17 protein-coding genes are annotated in these 18,805 nt (G+C 41.4%); 7 read left to right on the top strand and 10 right to left on the bottom strand.

Translation table 11 applies throughout. From position 1 onward, the window contains the following. Positions 1-387 carry a DoxX family protein gene (locus GGR22_RS02110; RefSeq protein WP_182492376.1) on the top strand — a complete coding sequence of 129 codons (387 nt, stop codon included), beginning with the start codon at positions 1-3 and terminating at the stop codon, positions 385-387. Between the two features lie 3 nt (positions 388-390). After that, positions 391-1,197, top strand: a complete 807-nt coding sequence (locus tag GGR22_RS02105) for an ABC transporter substrate-binding protein (protein WP_182492375.1) — start codon at positions 391-393, stop codon at positions 1,195-1,197. A gap of 44 nt (positions 1,198-1,241) precedes the next feature. Here the strand turns inward: GGR22_RS02105 and GGR22_RS02100 are convergent, their stop codons facing one another. From GGR22_RS02100 to GGR22_RS02065, 8 genes are read right to left on the bottom strand one after another with little or no spacing between them, the layout of a single operon-like run. Next, positions 1,242-1,835, bottom strand: coding sequence for a hypothetical protein (locus GGR22_RS02100; RefSeq protein WP_182492374.1), 594 nt, complete (start codon positions 1,833-1,835; stop codon positions 1,242-1,244). Positions 1,836-1,868: 33 nt separating this feature from the next. Beyond that, positions 1,869-3,371 (bottom strand): DUF3570 domain-containing protein, encoded by a 1,503-nt coding sequence (locus GGR22_RS02095; RefSeq protein WP_182492373.1) that lies wholly within the window; start codon positions 3,369-3,371, stop codon positions 1,869-1,871. After that, the gene (locus GGR22_RS02090) at positions 3,371-3,586 is read right to left on the bottom strand and encodes a DUF4266 domain-containing protein (RefSeq protein ID WP_121374751.1); all 216 of its coding nucleotides are present in this window, start codon (positions 3,584-3,586) and stop codon (positions 3,371-3,373) included. The genes GGR22_RS02095 and GGR22_RS02090 overlap by 1 nt, the downstream gene beginning before the upstream one ends. Continuing rightward, entirely contained in the window at positions 3,583-4,569 is a 987-nt protein-coding gene (locus GGR22_RS02085) for an FAD:protein FMN transferase (protein ID WP_182492372.1), read from the bottom strand. The genes GGR22_RS02090 and GGR22_RS02085 overlap by 4 nt, the downstream gene beginning before the upstream one ends. After that, on the bottom strand, positions 4,569-5,006 hold the full coding sequence (locus GGR22_RS02080; RefSeq protein ID WP_182492371.1) for a thioredoxin family protein: 438 nt from the start codon (positions 5,004-5,006) through the stop codon (positions 4,569-4,571). The genes GGR22_RS02085 and GGR22_RS02080 overlap by 1 nt, the downstream gene beginning before the upstream one ends. Position 5,007: 1 nt before the next feature. Next, positions 5,008-5,868: a T9SS sorting signal type C domain-containing protein gene (locus GGR22_RS02075; protein ID WP_182492370.1), complete on the bottom strand. Its 861-nt coding sequence runs from the start codon at positions 5,866-5,868 to the stop codon at positions 5,008-5,010. A gap of 18 nt (positions 5,869-5,886) precedes the next feature. Beyond that, on the bottom strand, positions 5,887-6,300 hold the full coding sequence (locus GGR22_RS02070) for a DoxX family protein (RefSeq protein ID WP_182492369.1): 414 nt from the start codon (positions 6,298-6,300) through the stop codon (positions 5,887-5,889). Positions 6,301-6,325: 25 nt separating this feature from the next. Then, on the bottom strand, positions 6,326-7,651 hold the full coding sequence (locus GGR22_RS02065; protein WP_182492368.1) for an HTTM domain-containing protein: 1,326 nt from the start codon (positions 7,649-7,651) through the stop codon (positions 6,326-6,328). 205 nt (positions 7,652-7,856) lie between these two features. Here GGR22_RS02065 and GGR22_RS02060 point away from each other — a divergent pair, with 205 nt between their 5' ends. From GGR22_RS02060 to GGR22_RS02050, 3 genes are all read left to right on the top strand, one after another. Continuing rightward, positions 7,857-9,212: an autotransporter outer membrane beta-barrel domain-containing protein gene (locus GGR22_RS02060; RefSeq protein WP_182492367.1), complete on the top strand. Its 1,356-nt coding sequence runs from the start codon at positions 7,857-7,859 to the stop codon at positions 9,210-9,212. A 35-nt stretch (positions 9,213-9,247) separates the two neighbouring features. Continuing rightward, entirely contained in the window at positions 9,248-10,312 is a 1,065-nt protein-coding gene (locus tag GGR22_RS02055) for an imelysin family protein (protein ID WP_182492366.1), read from the top strand. 86 nt (positions 10,313-10,398) lie between these two features. Next, positions 10,399-11,778 (top strand): di-heme oxidoreductase family protein, encoded by a 1,380-nt coding sequence (locus tag GGR22_RS02050; RefSeq protein WP_182492365.1) that lies wholly within the window; start codon positions 10,399-10,401, stop codon positions 11,776-11,778. Positions 11,779-11,960: 182 nt separating this feature from the next. Here the strand turns inward: GGR22_RS02050 and GGR22_RS02045 are convergent, their stop codons facing one another. Next, the gene (locus tag GGR22_RS02045; protein ID WP_182492364.1) at positions 11,961-12,674 is read right to left on the bottom strand and encodes a DUF4197 domain-containing protein; all 714 of its coding nucleotides are present in this window, start codon (positions 12,672-12,674) and stop codon (positions 11,961-11,963) included. Between the two features lie 28 nt (positions 12,675-12,702). After that, the gene (locus tag GGR22_RS02040; RefSeq protein WP_182492363.1) at positions 12,703-13,461 is read right to left on the bottom strand and encodes a DUF4197 domain-containing protein; all 759 of its coding nucleotides are present in this window, start codon (positions 13,459-13,461) and stop codon (positions 12,703-12,705) included. 166 nt (positions 13,462-13,627) lie between these two features. Between GGR22_RS02040 and GGR22_RS02035 the strand changes: the two genes are divergently transcribed. Further along, the gene (locus tag GGR22_RS02035) at positions 13,628-15,109 is read left to right on the top strand and encodes a catalase (protein WP_182492362.1); all 1,482 of its coding nucleotides are present in this window, start codon (positions 13,628-13,630) and stop codon (positions 15,107-15,109) included. 247 nt (positions 15,110-15,356) lie between these two features. Next, positions 15,357-18,797: a methylmalonyl-CoA mutase family protein gene (locus tag GGR22_RS02030; protein WP_121374739.1), complete on the top strand. Its 3,441-nt coding sequence runs from the start codon at positions 15,357-15,359 to the stop codon at positions 18,795-18,797. Positions 18,798-18,805: the final 8 nt, after the last annotated feature.

Raw genomic sequence — 18,805 nt, 5'->3', positions numbered from 1 at the left:
ATGGACAGAACTTTTATCCTTCGTTTTGCCGTTGCCGTAATCTTGATCATGCACAGCGTCCCGGGCATGTTTAACAATGGCATTAATGATTTTGGTAATCTGTATCTGAATACGGTAGGTTTTGCACCTTACGGAGTTTTTCTGGCATGGCTGATCAAATTGTCGCATGTGGCAGCGGCTGTATTGTTGCTCTGGAACAAATATGTTAAGCTGGCATCGATTGTTACCATTTTTATTTTGGTTATAGGAATCGTCATGGTTCATTTTAGCGAAGGCTGGTTCGTTGTCGGCGGTGGAAGAAATGGAGTGGAATTTAACTTTCTGCTTATTTTCGTATTGCTGGCGATTATGTTTCCTAACGGAATTAATAATAAGATAAAAGAATAGCCATTGAAAACCTATACTGACCAATTAGGAAATCAGTTTGCCTTTGAGACAGCGCCGAAAAGAATCATTTCATTAGTGCCGTCGCAAACGGAATTGCTGTTTGATTTAGGCTTAGAGGAAAGTATTATCGGAATAACCAAATTCTGCGTGCATCCTTACCATTTAAAATCGACCAAGAAAATTATTGGAGGAACAAAAAAAGTCCATTATGAAAAAATACGGCTTCTTCAGCCGGATATTATCATTGCGAATAAAGAAGAAAATACCTTAGAAATTGTTGAAGAACTACAGAAAATCTGCCCTGTTTGGGTGACTAATATTGTAACTATTGAAGACAATCTGCAGATGATTTTAGATTTCGGACAGTTATTCAACAAACGTACCGAAGCTCAAAAATGGATTGACAAGACCAATTTTGCTTTGGCCGATTTTCAGCATTTTATCAAAGATAAAGAAGTCCAAAAAGTAGCCTATTTCATCTGGGCCAATCCATATATGGTTGCTGGCGGCGATACTTTTATCAATGAATTGCTGAAACTGAATAAGTTTGAAAACATCTACGATAACAATCCAAAATACGAAGGCAGGTATCCTGAAGTTGTCGTTCAGAAGATGCGAATCCAGGGCGACCCTGATCTAGTCTTGCTCTCTTCAGAACCTTTCCCGTTTAAAGACGAGCATGCTTTTGAATTGGGAAGACATACGCATCATGCCAAAACGATTTTCGTCGATGGCGAAATGTTTTCTTGGTACGGAAGTCGTGTGTTTAAAGCCTTTGACTACTTTAAGAAATTACACGAAAATCTATAAAAAAAGCTGTTCTAAATGAACAGCTTTTTTGTTTGGGGAATGTCTTATTGCCTTTGGAAGACGTAGCGTTTTACTTTTGTAACTCCACTAACAGTTATGGTCTTTTCATAATAAAATCTGTTATTGGCATCAGTAAAATGAATCGTCAGGTTTTCTGAAATGCCATCTACAGTAAGGACATAATTATTATTCTGTGCCGTCCAGAAACCTATTTTTTGATCTTGCATCAAGCATTCTCCGCTCGGATTGTCGTCATTATCATCAGACACGTCGTCAGAGGTATCATCTGAAGTATCATCGCTTCCATCATCCCCATGGTCATCGCTAGAATCATCATCTTCATCGTCGCTGTTATCATCGCCGCCATCGTCATCTCCTTCATCATCAGAAGAAGCTCCAGATCTTCTGGAAGAATTCGAATAAATCTCGTGTGTAAATTGCTCCGCTCCGAAAATATAAGTTTCTTGCAAAGCGCAGCTGTTTAGGCTCACGGCAGTCCCGTCGGTATATTCTTCAATAATTTTCCATGTCCCGATGATTGAATTTCCGCCATCACGAGCATTTTCGTCATCCTTATTGCAATTGGAAAGGATGAGTCCAGAAAGGATTAATAAAATAATAGCTGTAATTTTTTTCATTGTTTTGATTTTTAAAAGAGTGATATAATTGGTTTATTGGTTTACGAATTTGATGGCGATTGTAAAAATATCGGCTTCTAGCTGGTCGCTTCGGCTGTAATGGTTGTATCTGAAATCGACGTTTTTCAATCCAAACTTGAAAATTTTAAACGGAGAAAATACAGCCGCATAGCTGAATCCTGCCCCATATTGATGGCTGTCAAACGAAGAAAGATCATAATCTGAGGTATAATACTTTTCGCTGGAATAATGCTGTTCAAATGGTGCGAAATAATCTAGCGCCTTTTGGGTATAAAAGCGATACATCGGATAAGCCGTAAAAGAATTCGAGATTTTTATGGGAAGCTCGATGCTGGCCGTATGCGACACAAGCCCCCAGTCATCGGAATAAAAGCGATAATAAGTCCTCAATACCATCAAGTCATTGATATAATAATTCAGCCTTGCTCCAAGCGGCAATTTGAATCGATTATCAGGCAATCGTTCTACATCATCGGCAAGCCTGTAAACACCTTTGTTTTGCGGCGTATCATAAAGAGGAATATAGCGTTTCTGGCCTATGTAATAGTTCGCTTTGTCTGCAAAATAGACTCTATGATAAGGAGTCGAGAGCAAGCCTTCCTGATACAGCACATCCATGAAAATCGAAACCTGCAGTTCTTTCGTAAGCACTTGTGAAAACCCTAGCGACAGCGAGTATGAATTTCTTTTTTCATTATCAAATTCAGAGAAATAGAACGGAAGGTAATTGCTAGATTCAAGCCCGTACTGGTCATAAACCGTTACGTTTTCAAAATAGCCGTTATTTTGAAAATTGAAGCCGTATTTGGCATATTCATGAAGTTCTGTAGGATAGATGGCTTTCCATTTGTCCAAATAAGCACTGGCTTTTATTGAAATTTCAGAATTTTTTTCATTGAACAATTTTGCAATTCCGCCGCCAAAACCAAAGGACTGGTAATCGTATTCTCTTGAAACAGACAGATTCCCGTTCCAAATTAGGTTCCTGTCATCCGAACTGTGGCTGTAGTTGGCAGACAATGTGGTCAAAACGTCTTTTCTAGAAGCCCCAGTCGATTCAATCCAGGGACTGCCATACGGCAAGGGCTGTGTCGTTCCGTAGTCATCGTCGTCGTCGCTATCTCTATTCAGGTCTTTTGTGCTTTTGGCATAACCGCGCGATGCTCCAGTATTGTTGCCGTTATCGACGTAACTTCCGTCCGTAAAAAATGGATTTATATTGCTGGAAGAAGCCGAAGTGTAGGCAGAAAATCCAGCGTCGATTGTCAAGACATTATCTGCATTCAAAGGGATTGTAAGAACAATGTTTGAAGCTACGTCGGTCAGTTTTTCTGTTCCAATGCCGCCTGAAACAGCAGAATGGCTTCCGTCTTGCTTGTAATAACTGCTGATAAATTCAATTTCGGATGCTTCAAGAAGACGCCTTTTATAGACCACCTCTGTAGAATCGTTTTCTTGCGCAAATCCGCTGATGCTCAGTAAAAAAACAAAAATAATTTTTCGTATAGTATACATTAGTTGCAGCCACAGCCTCCGCCTGTCTTGCCTCCGTTGGCACCTGAAGCGCCTTCACGATAGACTTGAAAATTTGTTTCGTGCCGTTCTGCTGTTTTGGCAGAAAGCTTCATCTCGGGATCGTTAATATGTTGTTTTTCATATTCTTTAACTTGCGTACTCTTGCAAGATTGCAGGATCAACAAGCAGAAGAAAATCAATAGCGTATATTTCATTTTTGGTATTTTTTTATGTCAATCGCGTCAGAGTAAAAAATCTGGCCGTTTTCGTCAACAATTACGCAGCTCATGCCTGAAATCTGATTGACTAAATTTAAACCCGCATCTTTTCCCATGACCATTATCGAAGTCGAAAGTCCATTGGCCAATTCAGCGCTAGAAGCAAAAACTGTTACGCTTGAAAGACCATGAGCCGGATAACCAGTACGAGGGTCAATAATGTGCGAGTATTTTTTTCCATTCAGCATGACGAATTTTTCATAATCACCCGAAGTGACCACGGCATTTCCAGACAAAGGAAATGTCGCAAAGACTTTGTTCTGGTTCATCGGATTTGTAATTCCGATAGTCCATTCTTTTCCGTCAGGCTGTTTTCCCCACGTATTCATATCTCCGGAAGCATTGATTATCCCTGCTGTTACGCCTTTAGAAACCATTAATTCTTTGGTCTTGTCGGCAGCATAGCCTTTTCCGATGGAACCAAAACCGATTTTCATTCCGGGCAATTTTAGGAAAATCGTGCTGTTTTTTTTGTCGAGAATGATGTTCTTGTAGCCGACTTTTTGCACTGATTTCTTGACCGATTCTTCTGAAGGCAACTCGGTCATCGAGCCATCGTATTTCCAGATTTTGTCCATAGAAGCAAAGCTGATGTCAAACGCGCCATCTGTTAGTTTTGAAAATCCTAAAGCTCTTTCGGTCAGGCCAAAAAGCTCTGGAGTTACCTTAACAGGTTTGATTCCTGCGTTTCGGTTGATTTCTGAAACTAGCGTTTCTGCTCTCCATTCGGATATTACGTTTTCAATCCGCTCAATTTCTGTAATCGCCGTATCGATATAAGCTTCCGCATCAGGAGCTGATTTTGCGGAAATCGTAATATCAAAACGACTTCCCATTAGCTTGACTGTCCTTTTTCGAACGATTTGGGCTTGAAGAATTGTTGTGCTTAAGAGGAAAATCAGTAAAACCGCTTTTTTCATTATTTGGAAAGAAAAGATTTGATCAAAGAAATATATTCTGAGGCTTTGATGCTGTTGAAGCCTGTCTTTCCCAAGACTTTTCCAGTTTTGTCAAGTACAACAATGAGCGGAAAAAAACCTTCCTTGTTGTACTTTTCAGCCAAGGCTCGGTTTTGTGCTTTCAGCTCTTCCGACTGTGTATTGTTTTTCTTTTTAGGGAAATCGGCTTTGACCAAGACCCAATTGTTATTGGCTTCTTTTTTGAATTCTTCCGATTGCCACACGCTTTTTTCAAGCTTGATGCACGGAGCGCACCAATCAGACCCAGAGAATACGAGTACGATTGGCTTACTTTCTTTAGAAGCGATTGATTTTGCTTCTGCAATTGAAGTGTTCCATTTTTGCGAAAAAGCAGGGAAGCTGACAGTAAGCAGAAACAGTAGCAAAATATTTTTCATTCTAGAAGATTATTTTTTTATTGATGATATGGTTGTCGGCAGTCTTGATTTGTACAATCAGAACTTGTTTGGCCAAGTTTAGGTCGATGGTAGCCGTTTCTGAATTGCTTTTGATTGCTGCAAGTTTTCGGCCTGAAAGATCAAAAACAGTAATTTCTGAGATAATTGTTTTTTCTGAAGAGATTTGTAATTGTTGGTTTTGTGCAAGAATCTGTACATCGTCTTTCGCTGAAATAGTTTCTCCAAGTGAAAGTGAAGATTGGAGTGTCAATACCAAATTCGGACGTTCCCAAACTGGCGACATAGACGAAGTAGAATTCCAAGTATTGGTTCCGTCACACCCGATGCTTCCATCTGTAAATCCTGCCGACATTTTAGAAGGTGTTGTCGTGTATCGATATTGAGGCCTTCCAGAAGAAATGCATGTTGAACCAACGACTAGAACGGATAGGTTTTTTGAACCATCAGTAAAAAAGAATGGAGTCTGTAAGCTAATTTCCATTGTACCTGAAGGCGTAGCATTTGGAATTGTTCCCTCATAAACCAGCGTATAATTGCTGAAATTACTATCGCCGATAGAATATGCCGCTGTTCCGATTACAGCCAATTCAGTAGTCTTCATATAGATTCTCACATTCGGCTCTATGGTGGAAGAACCTGATGCTTTTTGATAGGAAATTTTAGTGATAATTCCAGTCGTACCAATTTCTGTTCCCGTATAGATACTTTCAGTTGCCGAAGAATTATACCAAGAAGCGACTGGAGCTGATGTACCTGATGAAGTACCGTTTCCTAAAGTGATTGTTTGTGCAATCATGCTCGTTGTGGCAAGCATAATAGCACTAAAAAGTAATGATTTCATTGTGGGGATTTGATTGGATTAATTTTTTCTTCCGGTAAGAATGACTTTCCAGACGTCATAATAAGAAGCAAAAACCACAATGGCTACGAAAAGAGGAATTCCGGTTTCTACAAGCTCGTGCGGACGGTTGTCAATAAGCAAGTGGAAGAGAAAAATAGTAATGATTACAGGAAGTAAAATGATGCTGCCCAGCAATCTTGTTCTTGGAATAATCAGGAGAATTCCCGAAGCGATTTCTAAAATTCCGACTACTTTGGTGAACCCAGAGGTGCATAGTGCTGTTATCAGATTTCGATAGTTTAATGGCAACGGACTGTCCGGTTCATATACTTTGCATTCTGAAAGAAAATGCTTGTCAAGGCCTTTGTAGATAAAGAAAGCTCCAAGGACAATTGCTAATCCGGCGACTAAATAATGTATTGTTTTTTTCATAAGGTTGGTGTTAAAAGTGATTGTATTAATGAATAAGATTTCCGTTTTTGTCGTACAATAAGATCCAGTCGTTATGCCAGAAATAATTCCACTTGACCCTGCCTAAATCCACATCGGGATTGATCAGCCTTCTTGCTTCGCCGTGATTTATCGAAACTTTTGAATCTGCATAAACGCTGACGTCTTTTCCAATTCGCGCATATTTTTCCCGAATCTTTTGTGCTGTCTGCCAGATCATGTCAGGTTTGGACTGCATGCCCTTGATTTGTTTTTTGGTTAAGATTTTCTTGAGCTTATAGAATTTGACTTCTTTAGTCTGGTTGTTAACGACCTTGAATTTCGTAGTTCCTTTTCTGGAACGAAGCATCATTCTCCAGCTTAATCTGTGGCCTTCTTCGGTCCAAAGTACATCGCCTTTTATAGCGTAATGCCTGATGGGCAGCAGTAGTTGGAGGACGAAATAGGGGACGAGTATCCATTGGATGACTTTCTTTCCTTCCGTACCATCTTCATTGACTATTGCTTCAGGCTTTCTCCACAGAAATAACTTTCGTATGGTTTCTGGCGGATAAAAAAACACGATAAGACTCAACGCCAAAAAAGGAAAAATTCCTATCCCCAAATGTGCTTTGTTGAAAATGTGAAAGAGGATAGAAGCCACAAGAGCAAGATTGCGTGTTTTCTTCCAGAGAAGCAGTGGAATGACAAGAAAGTCAAAGGCTAGCCCGGCATAAGCGATAAAAAGATAAAACCATTCTTGAGCATAAAAATCTTTTAGGAAATCAGGCGCATGCCTTGCTAGCATTCCTTTGGTAAAAGAACCGTCCATCCATCCCGAATACAGCTTGGCGACTGAGGCATAAAAATAAACAATGGCAATCTGCAATACCATTATCCACGAACACCAAGAAGGCATTGTGAAACTCTTTATTTTGGGATTTATTCTTGAATCGATAGAGGCATAGGCGTTAGCAGGCAGTAAACACATCAAGAAACAAATCAGTATGATGAGGTAATGATGGTTGTTATACGTCGTTTTTTGCATGAAATAAATACCCGACCATAAAATTGTAAATACTATAATACTCATACGGTATTGCAGCCCGATCAAAATCAACAAGGCCGAAACTTCCATCAAAGCAAAATAATAATACATGCCATTGCCAGGAAGCGGTTGCAACCATTCTATGCCGATATGTGAAAATGTAAAAGAAGGTTTTATAAAATTGTTCTTCACCCATCCAGATAAAGCATAATCGAGTACTTGCCATAGAAGAAGAGCTCCGAATAAAATCCGAAATACAACTAGCTGGCTATTATCTATTTGCTTGTAAATAAATTGGCGTACCATTTGTTTGGAGAGCGTAATTTCTTAATAAATTTTGGACAAATGTATTTAATATTTATTTAGACTTATTTAAAATAGATTGATTTTTTTGAAAATATTTTTTAATTATTTCAAAATCAAGTTCTTAAAATTAAGTTAAAAAATATTCTATTTTTATTTAGACTGTATTTAAATAATTTTATAGATTTGCGCTAAATTCTATTTTCCAATGAAAAAAGCAGTACTATTTTTCTTCTTATTTGCGTCAGTTTGTTTGTTTGCCCAAAAGACGGATTCGTTAGATATTGAAAAAATAAAAACAGAAATAAAACAAGAACTCCGCGAAGAATTAAAAGCAGAAATCAAGAAAGATTTTGCCAAAGAAAACAAAACACTTTTCAATTGGAGCAACTTTACTTTAAGCGGCTACGGAGTCGTGAATTACTATAACTACACAAAATTCGATACGGATCCCAACATGAAAGACAAGTTCGATGCAGAACGTCTGAACCTGTATCTAGGCTACAATTTCAACGATTGGATCAGCTTCAAGTCAGAAATCGAGTTTGAGCATGGTGGTACCGGATCTACAGTAGAGCTGGATACTCAAGAAGAATTTGGTGAATACGAACAAGAAATCGAAGCAGGAGGAGAAGTAAAAATCGAGCAGATTCATATCAATTTTGCCATCCGTCCGTATTTTAATATTAGGGCGGGTAGGATGAAAATACACTTCGGATTGGCTCAAGATTTAGACCGTCCAATTTCTTATTTTACGACGCACCGTCAGGAAATGGAAAACGAAATCCTGCCGTTGGGCTGGTACGAAAACGGAGTGCAATTTCACGGAACTTTCCTGAAAAGAGTAAAATATGAATTCTCAATCACGAACGGTCTTGATGCTTCAGGATTCAGTTCAAGAGGCTGGATTAAAGAAGGCTACCAGACTCGTTTCGAAATGTCAAATGGAAATTCTTGGGCTTTCACCGGGCGTTTGGATTATAAATTCGGAAAAAACAAATACACTTATTTCGGAGCTTCAGCTTACATCAACGATGCGGCGGCTAACCGTCCGAAGAATGACATGAAAGAATCGGCTTATGTGATGATTTTTGAAGGGCATATCACATATGATGAAGACTACCTTCGATTCAATTCCATCGTATTATGGGGAAATCTTGAAAACTCAAACATCGTCACAGCAAAAAATGCTTCGCTTTCTAACAATTTGGGCGTGAAGAGAACGCCTGTCGGGAAAAATGCTTTAGGATTCTCGTTTGAAGGCGGTTACGAAGTATTGCATTTCTTCAACCAGACGACAAAACAAAAAGTCTATCCATTCGTACGCTACGACTACTATGATACCATGAATGAAGTCGAAGGAACCGTAGTCAAAAAGCCAAGATGGGAAAGAAGTGCCATCATGGGAGGCTTCAACTGGTTCGTTCACCCACAGATTGTATTAAAAGCACATTACCAAAACAGAAGGCTAGGTTCTGAAAACTTCGATCCAAACACATTGGCTTTCACAGGGAAAAAACAACAAGAAAATACCTTTTCAGCAGGAATCGGATTTTCATTCTAAAATAATTACTAACCAATATTTTAAACTTGAACATAATGAAAAAGAGAATTTTTAGCCTGAGCTTATTGGCAATGTCTTCTGTAATGTTAGTGAATTGCAGTAATAATGATGATTCTTCTGGAACAGACCCTAATGCAGGATTATATTCAGAAGTACTTACAGATTTGTCGAAAGACGTAATCACTAAAACGTACGAAGATTTGAATAACAAAGCAATCGCTTTAAAAACAGCTGTAAATGCTCTGACAATCGGAAACGAAACAGCTTTGACAGCGGTAAAAGAAGCTTGGAAAGCGACAAGATCTCCTTGGGAACAATCAGAAGGATTTTTATACGGACCAGTAGACACAGGAGGAATCGACCCTGCGATGGATACTTGGCCAGTTGATGTTAACGCGATGAACGACATCTTGAACAGCGGTAACCCAATCACGACAGCAACTATCGAATCAAACGTAGAAGCACGCGGATTCCACTTGATCGAATATTTAGTTTGGGGAATTAACGGAAACAAAGCTGCAAGCGCTTTGACAGCTAGAGAATTGGAATATTTGAGAGCCGCAGCTGCTGATTTGCAAAACAATACACAGCTTCTGTATGACGGTTGGAAAGAATCAGGAGGTAACTTCGCAAGACATTTCATCAATGCTGGAAATACAGGTAACCAAGGATATGCTTCACAAAAAGCAGCTTTAGAAGAAATCATCAACGGATTGATCACGATTGCTGATGAGGTTTCTACAGGAAAAATCCAAACGCCACTAGACGAAGGTGTTTCTCAAGAAGAATCACGTTTCAGCAACAACTCTAAAAAAGATTTTGCTGACAACATGAGAAGTATCAAAAACATCTATTTAGGTGATTTTAATGGAGGTACAAACTCAGGACTGACTGATATTGTTGCTCCAAAAAACAGCGCTTTGGATGCTAACATCAAGGCGAAAATCGACGGCGCTATTGCAGCAATCGAAGCCATCCCTGGAACTTTCACCGATGCCGTTACAAACAATGTCCCAGCAGTAGAAAATGCAAGAGACAAAGTAGCAGAATTGCAAGTTTTGATCCAGTCACAATTGAAACCATTTATTGCTAACAACTAGGCAGTTTTCAATCATAATCAAAAGCAAAAAGGATATTCAGGATATGGATATTCTTTTTGCATTTCTATAAAAATCAGACAAAAAGAATGATCAGAAAAGGATTTTTACTGGCAAGCTTAGGACTCACGCTGCTTTCCTGCGATAAAAATGATGACGAGTCGTATATTGATATCGATCTTTCCGAAAGGATGTATGCCGGAGGCGAGACTACCATATTCTCTGCCACCAGTATTGCATTCAGGACACCGGCACCCAACCTTTCGGCAGCTGACTTGCAGATGCATCTTATGGGAGATACGCAATTCGAAGCGGTTTTTGTCACGGCTCCCGCGCTTGTAAACTCTGGATTGGGATCAATCTTTAATAATTCTTCCTGCATTTCGTGCCATCCGAATGACGGACGTCCTAATTTTCCAGCCAACTTAAACAGCAGGAGCGGACTGCTAATGAGAGCCAGTATTTTTGGACAAGACGAACATGGCGGGCCGAATCCTGTTCTTGGTTTTGGCGTGCAGATTCAGAACCAAGCCGTTTTTGGATTCCTGCCAGAAGCACGTTATCAGGCTGCTTTTATAGAAAAAACAGAAACATTGGCAGACGGCACTGTAATTGTTTTGCAGAAGCCGGTCATTTCTCTGGTCGATCCTTATACAAACCTTCCGGGCGGACTCATGCTGTCGCCTCGAATTGCGACACCGGTTTTCGGTTTGGGACTTCTGGAAGCCATTCTTGAGCAAGATATTTTAGCAAACCAAGATATCAATGATGCCAATGGTGACGGCATTTCAGGAAAAGCCAACTATGTATGGGATCCCTATTTGAGACAGACTGTCTTGGGAAGATTCGGATGGAAAGCCAATACAGGTACATTATTAGTACAATGCACTGCTGCATATGTAGAAGATATGGGAATTACCAATTATGTCTTTCCGAACGAAACAGGACACAATCAGTCTAACGGACAGGACGGACGCGATGATGATCCCGAAATACCGCAAGCTATCGTAGATCAAGTTGTCTTATACTGCAAGACATTAGCTGTTCCAGGAGCTAGAAATATCAATAGTAAAAGCGTAAAACAAGGAGCAAGACTGTTTGAAAGCTTAGAATGTTCCAAATGCCATATTCCGAAGCAAGTGACAGGACCGAGCTCGATTTCGGCTTTGGCGTATCAGACTATTTATCCCTATTCCGATATGCTTTTGCACGATATGGGCGACGACCTTGCAGACGATAGGCCCGATTTCCTAGCCACAGGAAGAGAATGGAAAACACGTCCGTTGTGGGGAATTGGCCTCACGGGACTTGTCAACGGGCACACTACTTTTTTACACGACGGAAGAGCCAAAAACTTGACAGAAGCCATTCTCTGGCATGGCGGAGAAGCCCAAAAAGCAAAAGAAAAATTCAAGCAATTATCCGCAGCCAAAAGAAATGCCTTACTCGATTTCTTGAATTCCTTATAAAAAAAACAGCATCAAATAAAAAAGCCAGAGCTCCTAAAAGCACTGGCATTTTTTTTCTAACTAACCCTAACCAAATGAGAAAACCATTAATCTCTTTGCAAATGTCCAATTTTTTTCGGAGCATATATGTTAAGGCAATGTTATTTATATGTTATTGATTACTAATTTTTTACGAGCCCTTTTTAACTCTTCTTGTCTTGCATTGCAAACACTCTTTTTAACAAGTCAGACGTCCTGGCAGAAAGGTTCGTGCGTATGTCTTTTTCTTCTACGGCAATCATTTTAAAAACACCTTCCATAGCCTTGTCGGTAACATAATCTGTCAGGTCAGGATTCACATCGGCAGTCATCGGAACAGCATTGTATTTTGTGATGATGGTGCTCCACACTTTATCAGCTCCAACCTTTCCTAAAGAATTTTGAACAACCGGACTGAATTTAGAATACAGTGCCTGAGAAGTAGAATTCTGCAAATAGGTCGTAGCCGCATTATCAGCTCCCAACAAGATATTCTTGGCATCAGTAAATGTCATGTTCTTGACCGCATTCACAAAAATAGGAGTGGCTTCTTTTACGGCATCCTCGGCGGCACGGTTCAACACCTTTAAGCCTTCGTCGGCTAGGCTTGATAAGCCTATGTTGCGTAACGTTTTATCTACTTTCTGCAGTTCTGCCGGAAGCAAGATCTTTACCATCTGGTTTTTAAAAAAGCCATCCGTTGCGGTCAATTTAGAAACCTCTTTCGTGATTCCGTTATTCAAGGCTTCCTTGAGTCCTGCCGCAATATCCGGATTTCCGAGAGCCGTTCCCAATTGCGGGTATTGGCTGGCAACCTGCTGCAGTTCGGCACAGCCGAAAAGAGAAATAAAGGAAGCAAAAAAAATAATCTTTTTCATAGTTCTTAATTTTTTAAAAGGTACGGAATTAATCCTGCATTGCAAACACCTTTTTTAATAGCGGCGAAGTGCGTGCGCCTATATCCGTACGGATTTTTTTCTCTTCTACAGAAATCATCTTGAAGACGCCTTCCATCGCTTTGTCGGTTACATAATCATTCAGGTCCGGATTTACTTTTGTTACCAAAGGAATCGTATTGTACTTTTTGATAATGCCTTCCCAGATCTTGTCGGCTCCTACATTGCTTAGTGAAGTCTTTACCACCGGACTGAACTTAGAATATAATTCTGTAGAAGTAGTACCTTCAAGATAAGTCGTTGCGGCATTTTCATTGCCTAATAAGATATTTTTAGCATCCGAAAATTTCATGCTCGTAATAGCGTTTACAAAAATAGGAGTAGCTTCCTTCACGGCATCTTCAGCAGCGCGGTTCAATACTTTGATGCCCTCATCTGCTAGGCTCGACAATCCCATAGAACGTAAAGTCTTGTCGACTTTCTGCAATTCGGCAGGAAAAAGAATTTTTACCGCTTCGTTTTTATAAAATCCGTCCACGGCTGTCAGTTTGGTCACCTGCTCGGTAATACCTTTCTGTAGCGCTTCTTTCAGGCCGGCACTGATATCGGTACTGCCTAAAATACCTCCAGAACTTTTAGAACTTGTTTTAGATTGTAGTTTTTCAGTTTTAGATTGCACCTTGTCAGATGCCTTTTTAATGAATCCGTCTAATTGTCCAAAGCTCGCGATTGGCACAACAAATAACGCTAAAAGGAATAGTCTTTTCATAAGATTAAATTTTCGATTTCAAAGATAATCAAACATCATACCGTTTACTACTATAATGTAAAGCTATTAAAAGATAAAAACAATCAATTTTGTTTATAATAATCAATTTCCTAAATTTGAGAAAACAAACTAGAAATAAAGCATTTATCAATAAATCAACTAAATTATGAAAGAACACAACAAACTCACCACGGCCTCCGGAAAACCTTATGTAGAAAATGAAGACTCACAATCCGTAGGGCCAAGAGGACCACTTTTGCTACAGGATTTTATCCTGCACGAAAAGATGGCGCACTTCAACCGGGAGCGTATTCCAGAAAGAGTAGTGCACGCCAAAGGCTCGGCAGCCTTCGGAACCTTTACCGTAACACACGACATTACGAAGTACACCAAGGCAAAAATTTTCTCCCACATTGGTAAAGAAACAAAAATGCTACTGCGTTTTTCTACCGTTGGTGGTGAAAGGGGATCGGCCGATACCGAAAGAGATCCTAGAGGATTTGCCATGAAGTTTTATACCGAAGACGGAAACTGGGACCTTGTAGGAAATAACACGCCTGTGTTCTTCATCAAAGACCCGAAAAAGTTCGGCGACTTTATCCACACCCAAAAACGCGATCCGTATACCAATATGAAATCGCCTACGATGATGTGGGACTTCTGGTCGTTAAATCCCGAAAGCCTTCATCAAGTCACGACGCTCATGTCTGACAGAGGAACGCCTTACGGATACCGCCACATGCACGGATTCGGAAGCCACACCTTTTCTTTTATCAATAAAGATAACGAACGCTTCTATGTGAAATTCCACATGCTGACCAAACAAGGCATCAAGAACTTTACCGATACCGAAGCCGCCGAAATGAAATCAAAAGACATGGACTTTGCACAGCGAGACCTGATCGAAAACATCGATAAAGGAAACTTCCCGCGTTGGGACATGAAAATACAGGTAATGACCGAAGCCGAATCAAGAACGTATCACATCAATCCGTTTGACTTAACCAAAGTTTGGCCGCACGGCGACTATCCGCTGATTGATGTAGGTGTTATCGAGCTCAACAAAAATCCAGATAACTATTTCCAAGATGTAGAACAGGCCGCTTTTGCTCCGGCACATGTCGTAGATGGAATAGGCTATTCTCCAGATAAGATGCTGCAAGGAAGGTTGCTGTCCTATCCTGATGCGCACCGCTATAGGCTGGGAGCCAACTACGAGCAGATTCCTGTGAATAGATGTCCGTTTGCCACAAACAACTACCAAAGAGACGGGCAGATGCGTGTTGACGGAAACGGAGGCAGCGCACCGAACTATTTCCCAAATAGCTTTGACGATATTGTAGTAGACCAATCCTATAAAGAACCAGCATGGGCATTAGAAAGCAATGTGGCTGCATGGTACGACCGCAATGCCGAAGGCGAAAACGACCACTATACCCAGCCGGGCAACCTATTCAGGCTTTTAGTGCCAGAACAGCAGCAGAACCTAATCAGCAATGTCGTTGGAGCCATGTCTGGAATCGAAGGGCCGAAGCGAATGGAAATCATCAACCGCCAGCTATGCCACTGGTTTAGGGCCGACCCTAGACTAGGAATGGGAATAGCGCAAGGATTAGGTGTCGATATCGACCCAGCGATGATGAAATAATGCAGTCCACAGAATACCCAATAGTTTTGTAAATGTTGTGTCCATAAACAATATTTAGAGTTTTTATCCCCGACCCTTCTAGCGTCCAAGCGCTAGGAGGGTTTTTTATACGATGTTATTCGTTAAGACCCTGTCAGGGTTTTAAACCCTGACAGGGTCTTAACCTTAAATTAAAATACCAAATAAATCCTTCCAGATTTTTAGGAATTTCGTAAATTGCACACCTAAAATTGACATATATTTTAAAATGGAACAAGCAAAACCTTATATTCCTAAAAATAAAGTAAGAATTGTAACCGCTGCAGCTCTTTTTGACGGACACGATGCTGCAATCAACATAATGCGACGTATCATCCAGTCGACTGGAGTCGAGGTAATCCATTTAGGACACGATAGAAGCGTTGAAGAAGTAGTAAATACCGCCATCCAAGAAGATGCCAATGCCATTGCCATGACATCTTACCAAGGAGGACACAACGAATATTTCAAATACATGTATGACCTGCTCAACCAAAAAGGTGCAGGGCACATCAAAATCTTCGGAGGCGGAGGCGGCGTAATCCTGCCAGACGAGATAAAAGAACTCCAAGACTACGGTATCACCAGAATTTATGCTCCAGACGACGGGCGCGAGCTTGGCCTTCAAGGCATGATCAATGACTTGGTACAGAAATCGGACTTTCCTATCGGCGACAAGCTGAACGGCGAAGCCAGCCACCTCGAAGACAAGAACCCTACGGCAATTGCCCGTGTTATTTCCGCAGCAGAAAACTTTCCGGAAATTGCAAAAGAAACTTTAGACACGATCCACAAGCAGAACGAAACCAGCAAGATTCCTGTATTGGGTATTACCGGAACAGGCGGTGCTGGAAAATCTTCTTTAGTAGACGAATTGGTGCGAAGATTCCTGATCGATTTCCCAGAAAAAACAATCGGTCTTATCTCTGTAGATCCGTCAAAACGTAAAACAGGCGGAGCACTTTTGGGCGACAGGATTCGTATGAACGCCATCAACAACCCGCGTGTCTATATGCGTTCGTTGGCGACAAGACAGTCCAATTTAGCATTGTCTAAATACGTTGCCGAAGCCATTCAGGTCTTAAAAGCCGCCAAATACGACATCATCATATTAGAAACTTCAGGTATCGGACAATCGGATACCGAAATCATGGACCATTCCGATGTGTCATTATACGTAATGACTCCAGAATTTGGAGCGGCAACCCAGCTTGAAAAAATCGACATGCTTGATTTTGCCGACCTTGTCGCAATCAACAAATTCGACAAAAGAGGTTCGCTTGATGCGCTTCGCGATGTCAAAAAACAATTCCAAAGAAACCATAACCTTTGGGATGCCAATCCAGATGACCTTCCGGTTTTCGGAACCATCGCTTCGCAGTTCAATGACCCGGGCATGAATACGCTTTACAAGGCCATCATGGACAAGATTGACGAAAAGACCGAAGCCGACCTAAAATCGACTTTCGAAATTACCCGCGAGATGAGCGAAAAAATCTTTGTCATTCCGCCGCACAGAACGCGCTACCTTTCAGAAATTGCCGAAAATAACCGTAAATACGATGCTACAGCGCTTACACAGCAGCAAGTAGCCCAAAAACTATACGGAATTTTCAAGACGATCGAGACCGTTTCCGGAAAGACGCCAGAAATCAACAAAGCCGGAATCAATGATGATTCTGTTTTGCCAAGCGCTCTAGAAGAACAAAACGAGACCCGCATCTTCTTGAACCTGTTGCTCAACCAGTTCGACAAAGTAAAGATGGACCTTGACCCGTACAACTGGGAAATCATCTTGACATGGGACGAAAAAGTAAACAAATACAAAAATCCAGTCTATACGTTTAAAGTACGTGACAAAGAAATCAAGATCGCCACGCACACCGAATCGCTGTCGCACTCGCAGATACCAAAAGTAGCCCTGCCAAAGTACGAAGCCTGGGGCGATATCCTCAGATGGTGCCTGCAAGAAAACGTGCCGGGAGAATTCCCGTTCACTTCCGGGCTGTATCCGTTCAAGCGCGAAGGCGAAGACCCGTCAAGAATGTTTGCCGGAGAAGGAGGGCCAGAAAGAACCAACAAGCGTTTCCACTATGTGAGCGCCGGACTTCCTGCCAAAAGGCTGTCTACCGCTTTTGACAGCGTGACCTTATACGGAAACGATCCGCACCTTCGACCAGACATTTACGGAAAGATCGGTAATGCCGGAGTATCTATCTGCTGTTTAGACGATGCCAAGAAATTATATTCAGGCTTTAACCTGGCGCATCCGCTTACGTCGGTGAGTATGACCATCAACGGTCCGGCGCCGATGCTGTTGGGCTTCTTTATGAATGCCGCTATCGACCAGCAGTGTGAAATCTACATCAAAGAAAACAATCTCGAAGACGAAGTAGAAGCGACGATCAACGAAATCTACAAAAAGAAAAAAATAGAAAGGCCGCGTTACAACGGTGCGCTTCCAGAAGGAAACGACGGACTGGGTCTTATGCTCTTAGGAGTAACGGGTGACCAAGTACTGCCGAAAGACGTCTACGAGCAAATCAAGGTCAGAACGCTCTCGCAAGTGCGCGGAACCGTTCAGGCCGATATCCTTAAAGAAGACCAAGCACAAAACACCTGTATCTTCTCTACCGAATTTGCCTTGCGATTGATGGGCGACGTACAAGAGTACTTCATCACCAACAATGTCCGCAACTTCTATTCCGTTTCAATCTCCGGATACCACATTGCAGAAGCAGGAGCTAACCCAATCACGCAGCTGGCGTTCACGTTGGCCAACGGATTCACTTATGTAGAATACTACCTAAGCCGCGGCATGGACATCAACGACTTCGGTCCGAACCTTTCGTTCTTCTTCTCGAACGGAATCGACCCAGAATATGCCGTAATCGGACGCGTAGCCAGAAAGATTTGGGCTAAAGCCTTAAAGAACAAATACGGCGCTAACGAAAGAGCCCAGATGCTGAAATACCATATCCAGACATCAGGCCGTTCGCTGCATGCGCAGGAAATCGATTTCAACGATATCCGTACAACATTGCAGGCATTGTATGCTATTTATGACAACTGCAACTCGCTGCATACCAATGCCTACGATGAAGCCATCACGACGCCTACAGAAGAATCCGTACGCCGTGCCATGGCCATCCAGCTGATTATCAACAAAGAGCTGGGACTTGCCAAAAACGAGAACCCGATACAAGGCTCGTTCATCATCGAAGAACTGACCGACTTGGTAGAAGATGCCGTACTGCAAGAATTCGACAGGATTACCGAAAGAGGAGGCGTATTAGGTGCTATGGAAACCATGTACCAACGCTCTAAAATCCAAGAAGAAAGTATGTACTACGAAATGTTGAAGCATACAGGCGAATTCCCGATTATCGGTGTCAACACCTTCTTGAGCTCTAAAGGATCGCCAACGGTCATTCCGGCTGAAGTTATCCGTGCCAGCGAAGAAGAAAAACAATTCCAGATCCACACGCTAGAAAACCTGCACAAGGCCTATGGCGAAAACATGAAAGAACAGCTCGCCATCATTCAAGATGCGGCCATCAACAACCAAAATATCTTTGCACAATTGATGGAAGCCACGAAAGTATGTTCTCTTGGCGAAATCACCGCATCGCTATTTGAAGTTGGCGGACAGTACAGAAGAAATATGTAATCGGCTTT

It is taken from the genome of Flavobacterium gossypii (genome assembly GCF_014138495.1).
GTDB lineage: Bacteria > Bacteroidota > Bacteroidia > Flavobacteriales > Flavobacteriaceae > Flavobacterium > Flavobacterium endophyticum.
This window is presented reverse-complemented; position numbering and strand designations above follow the sequence as displayed.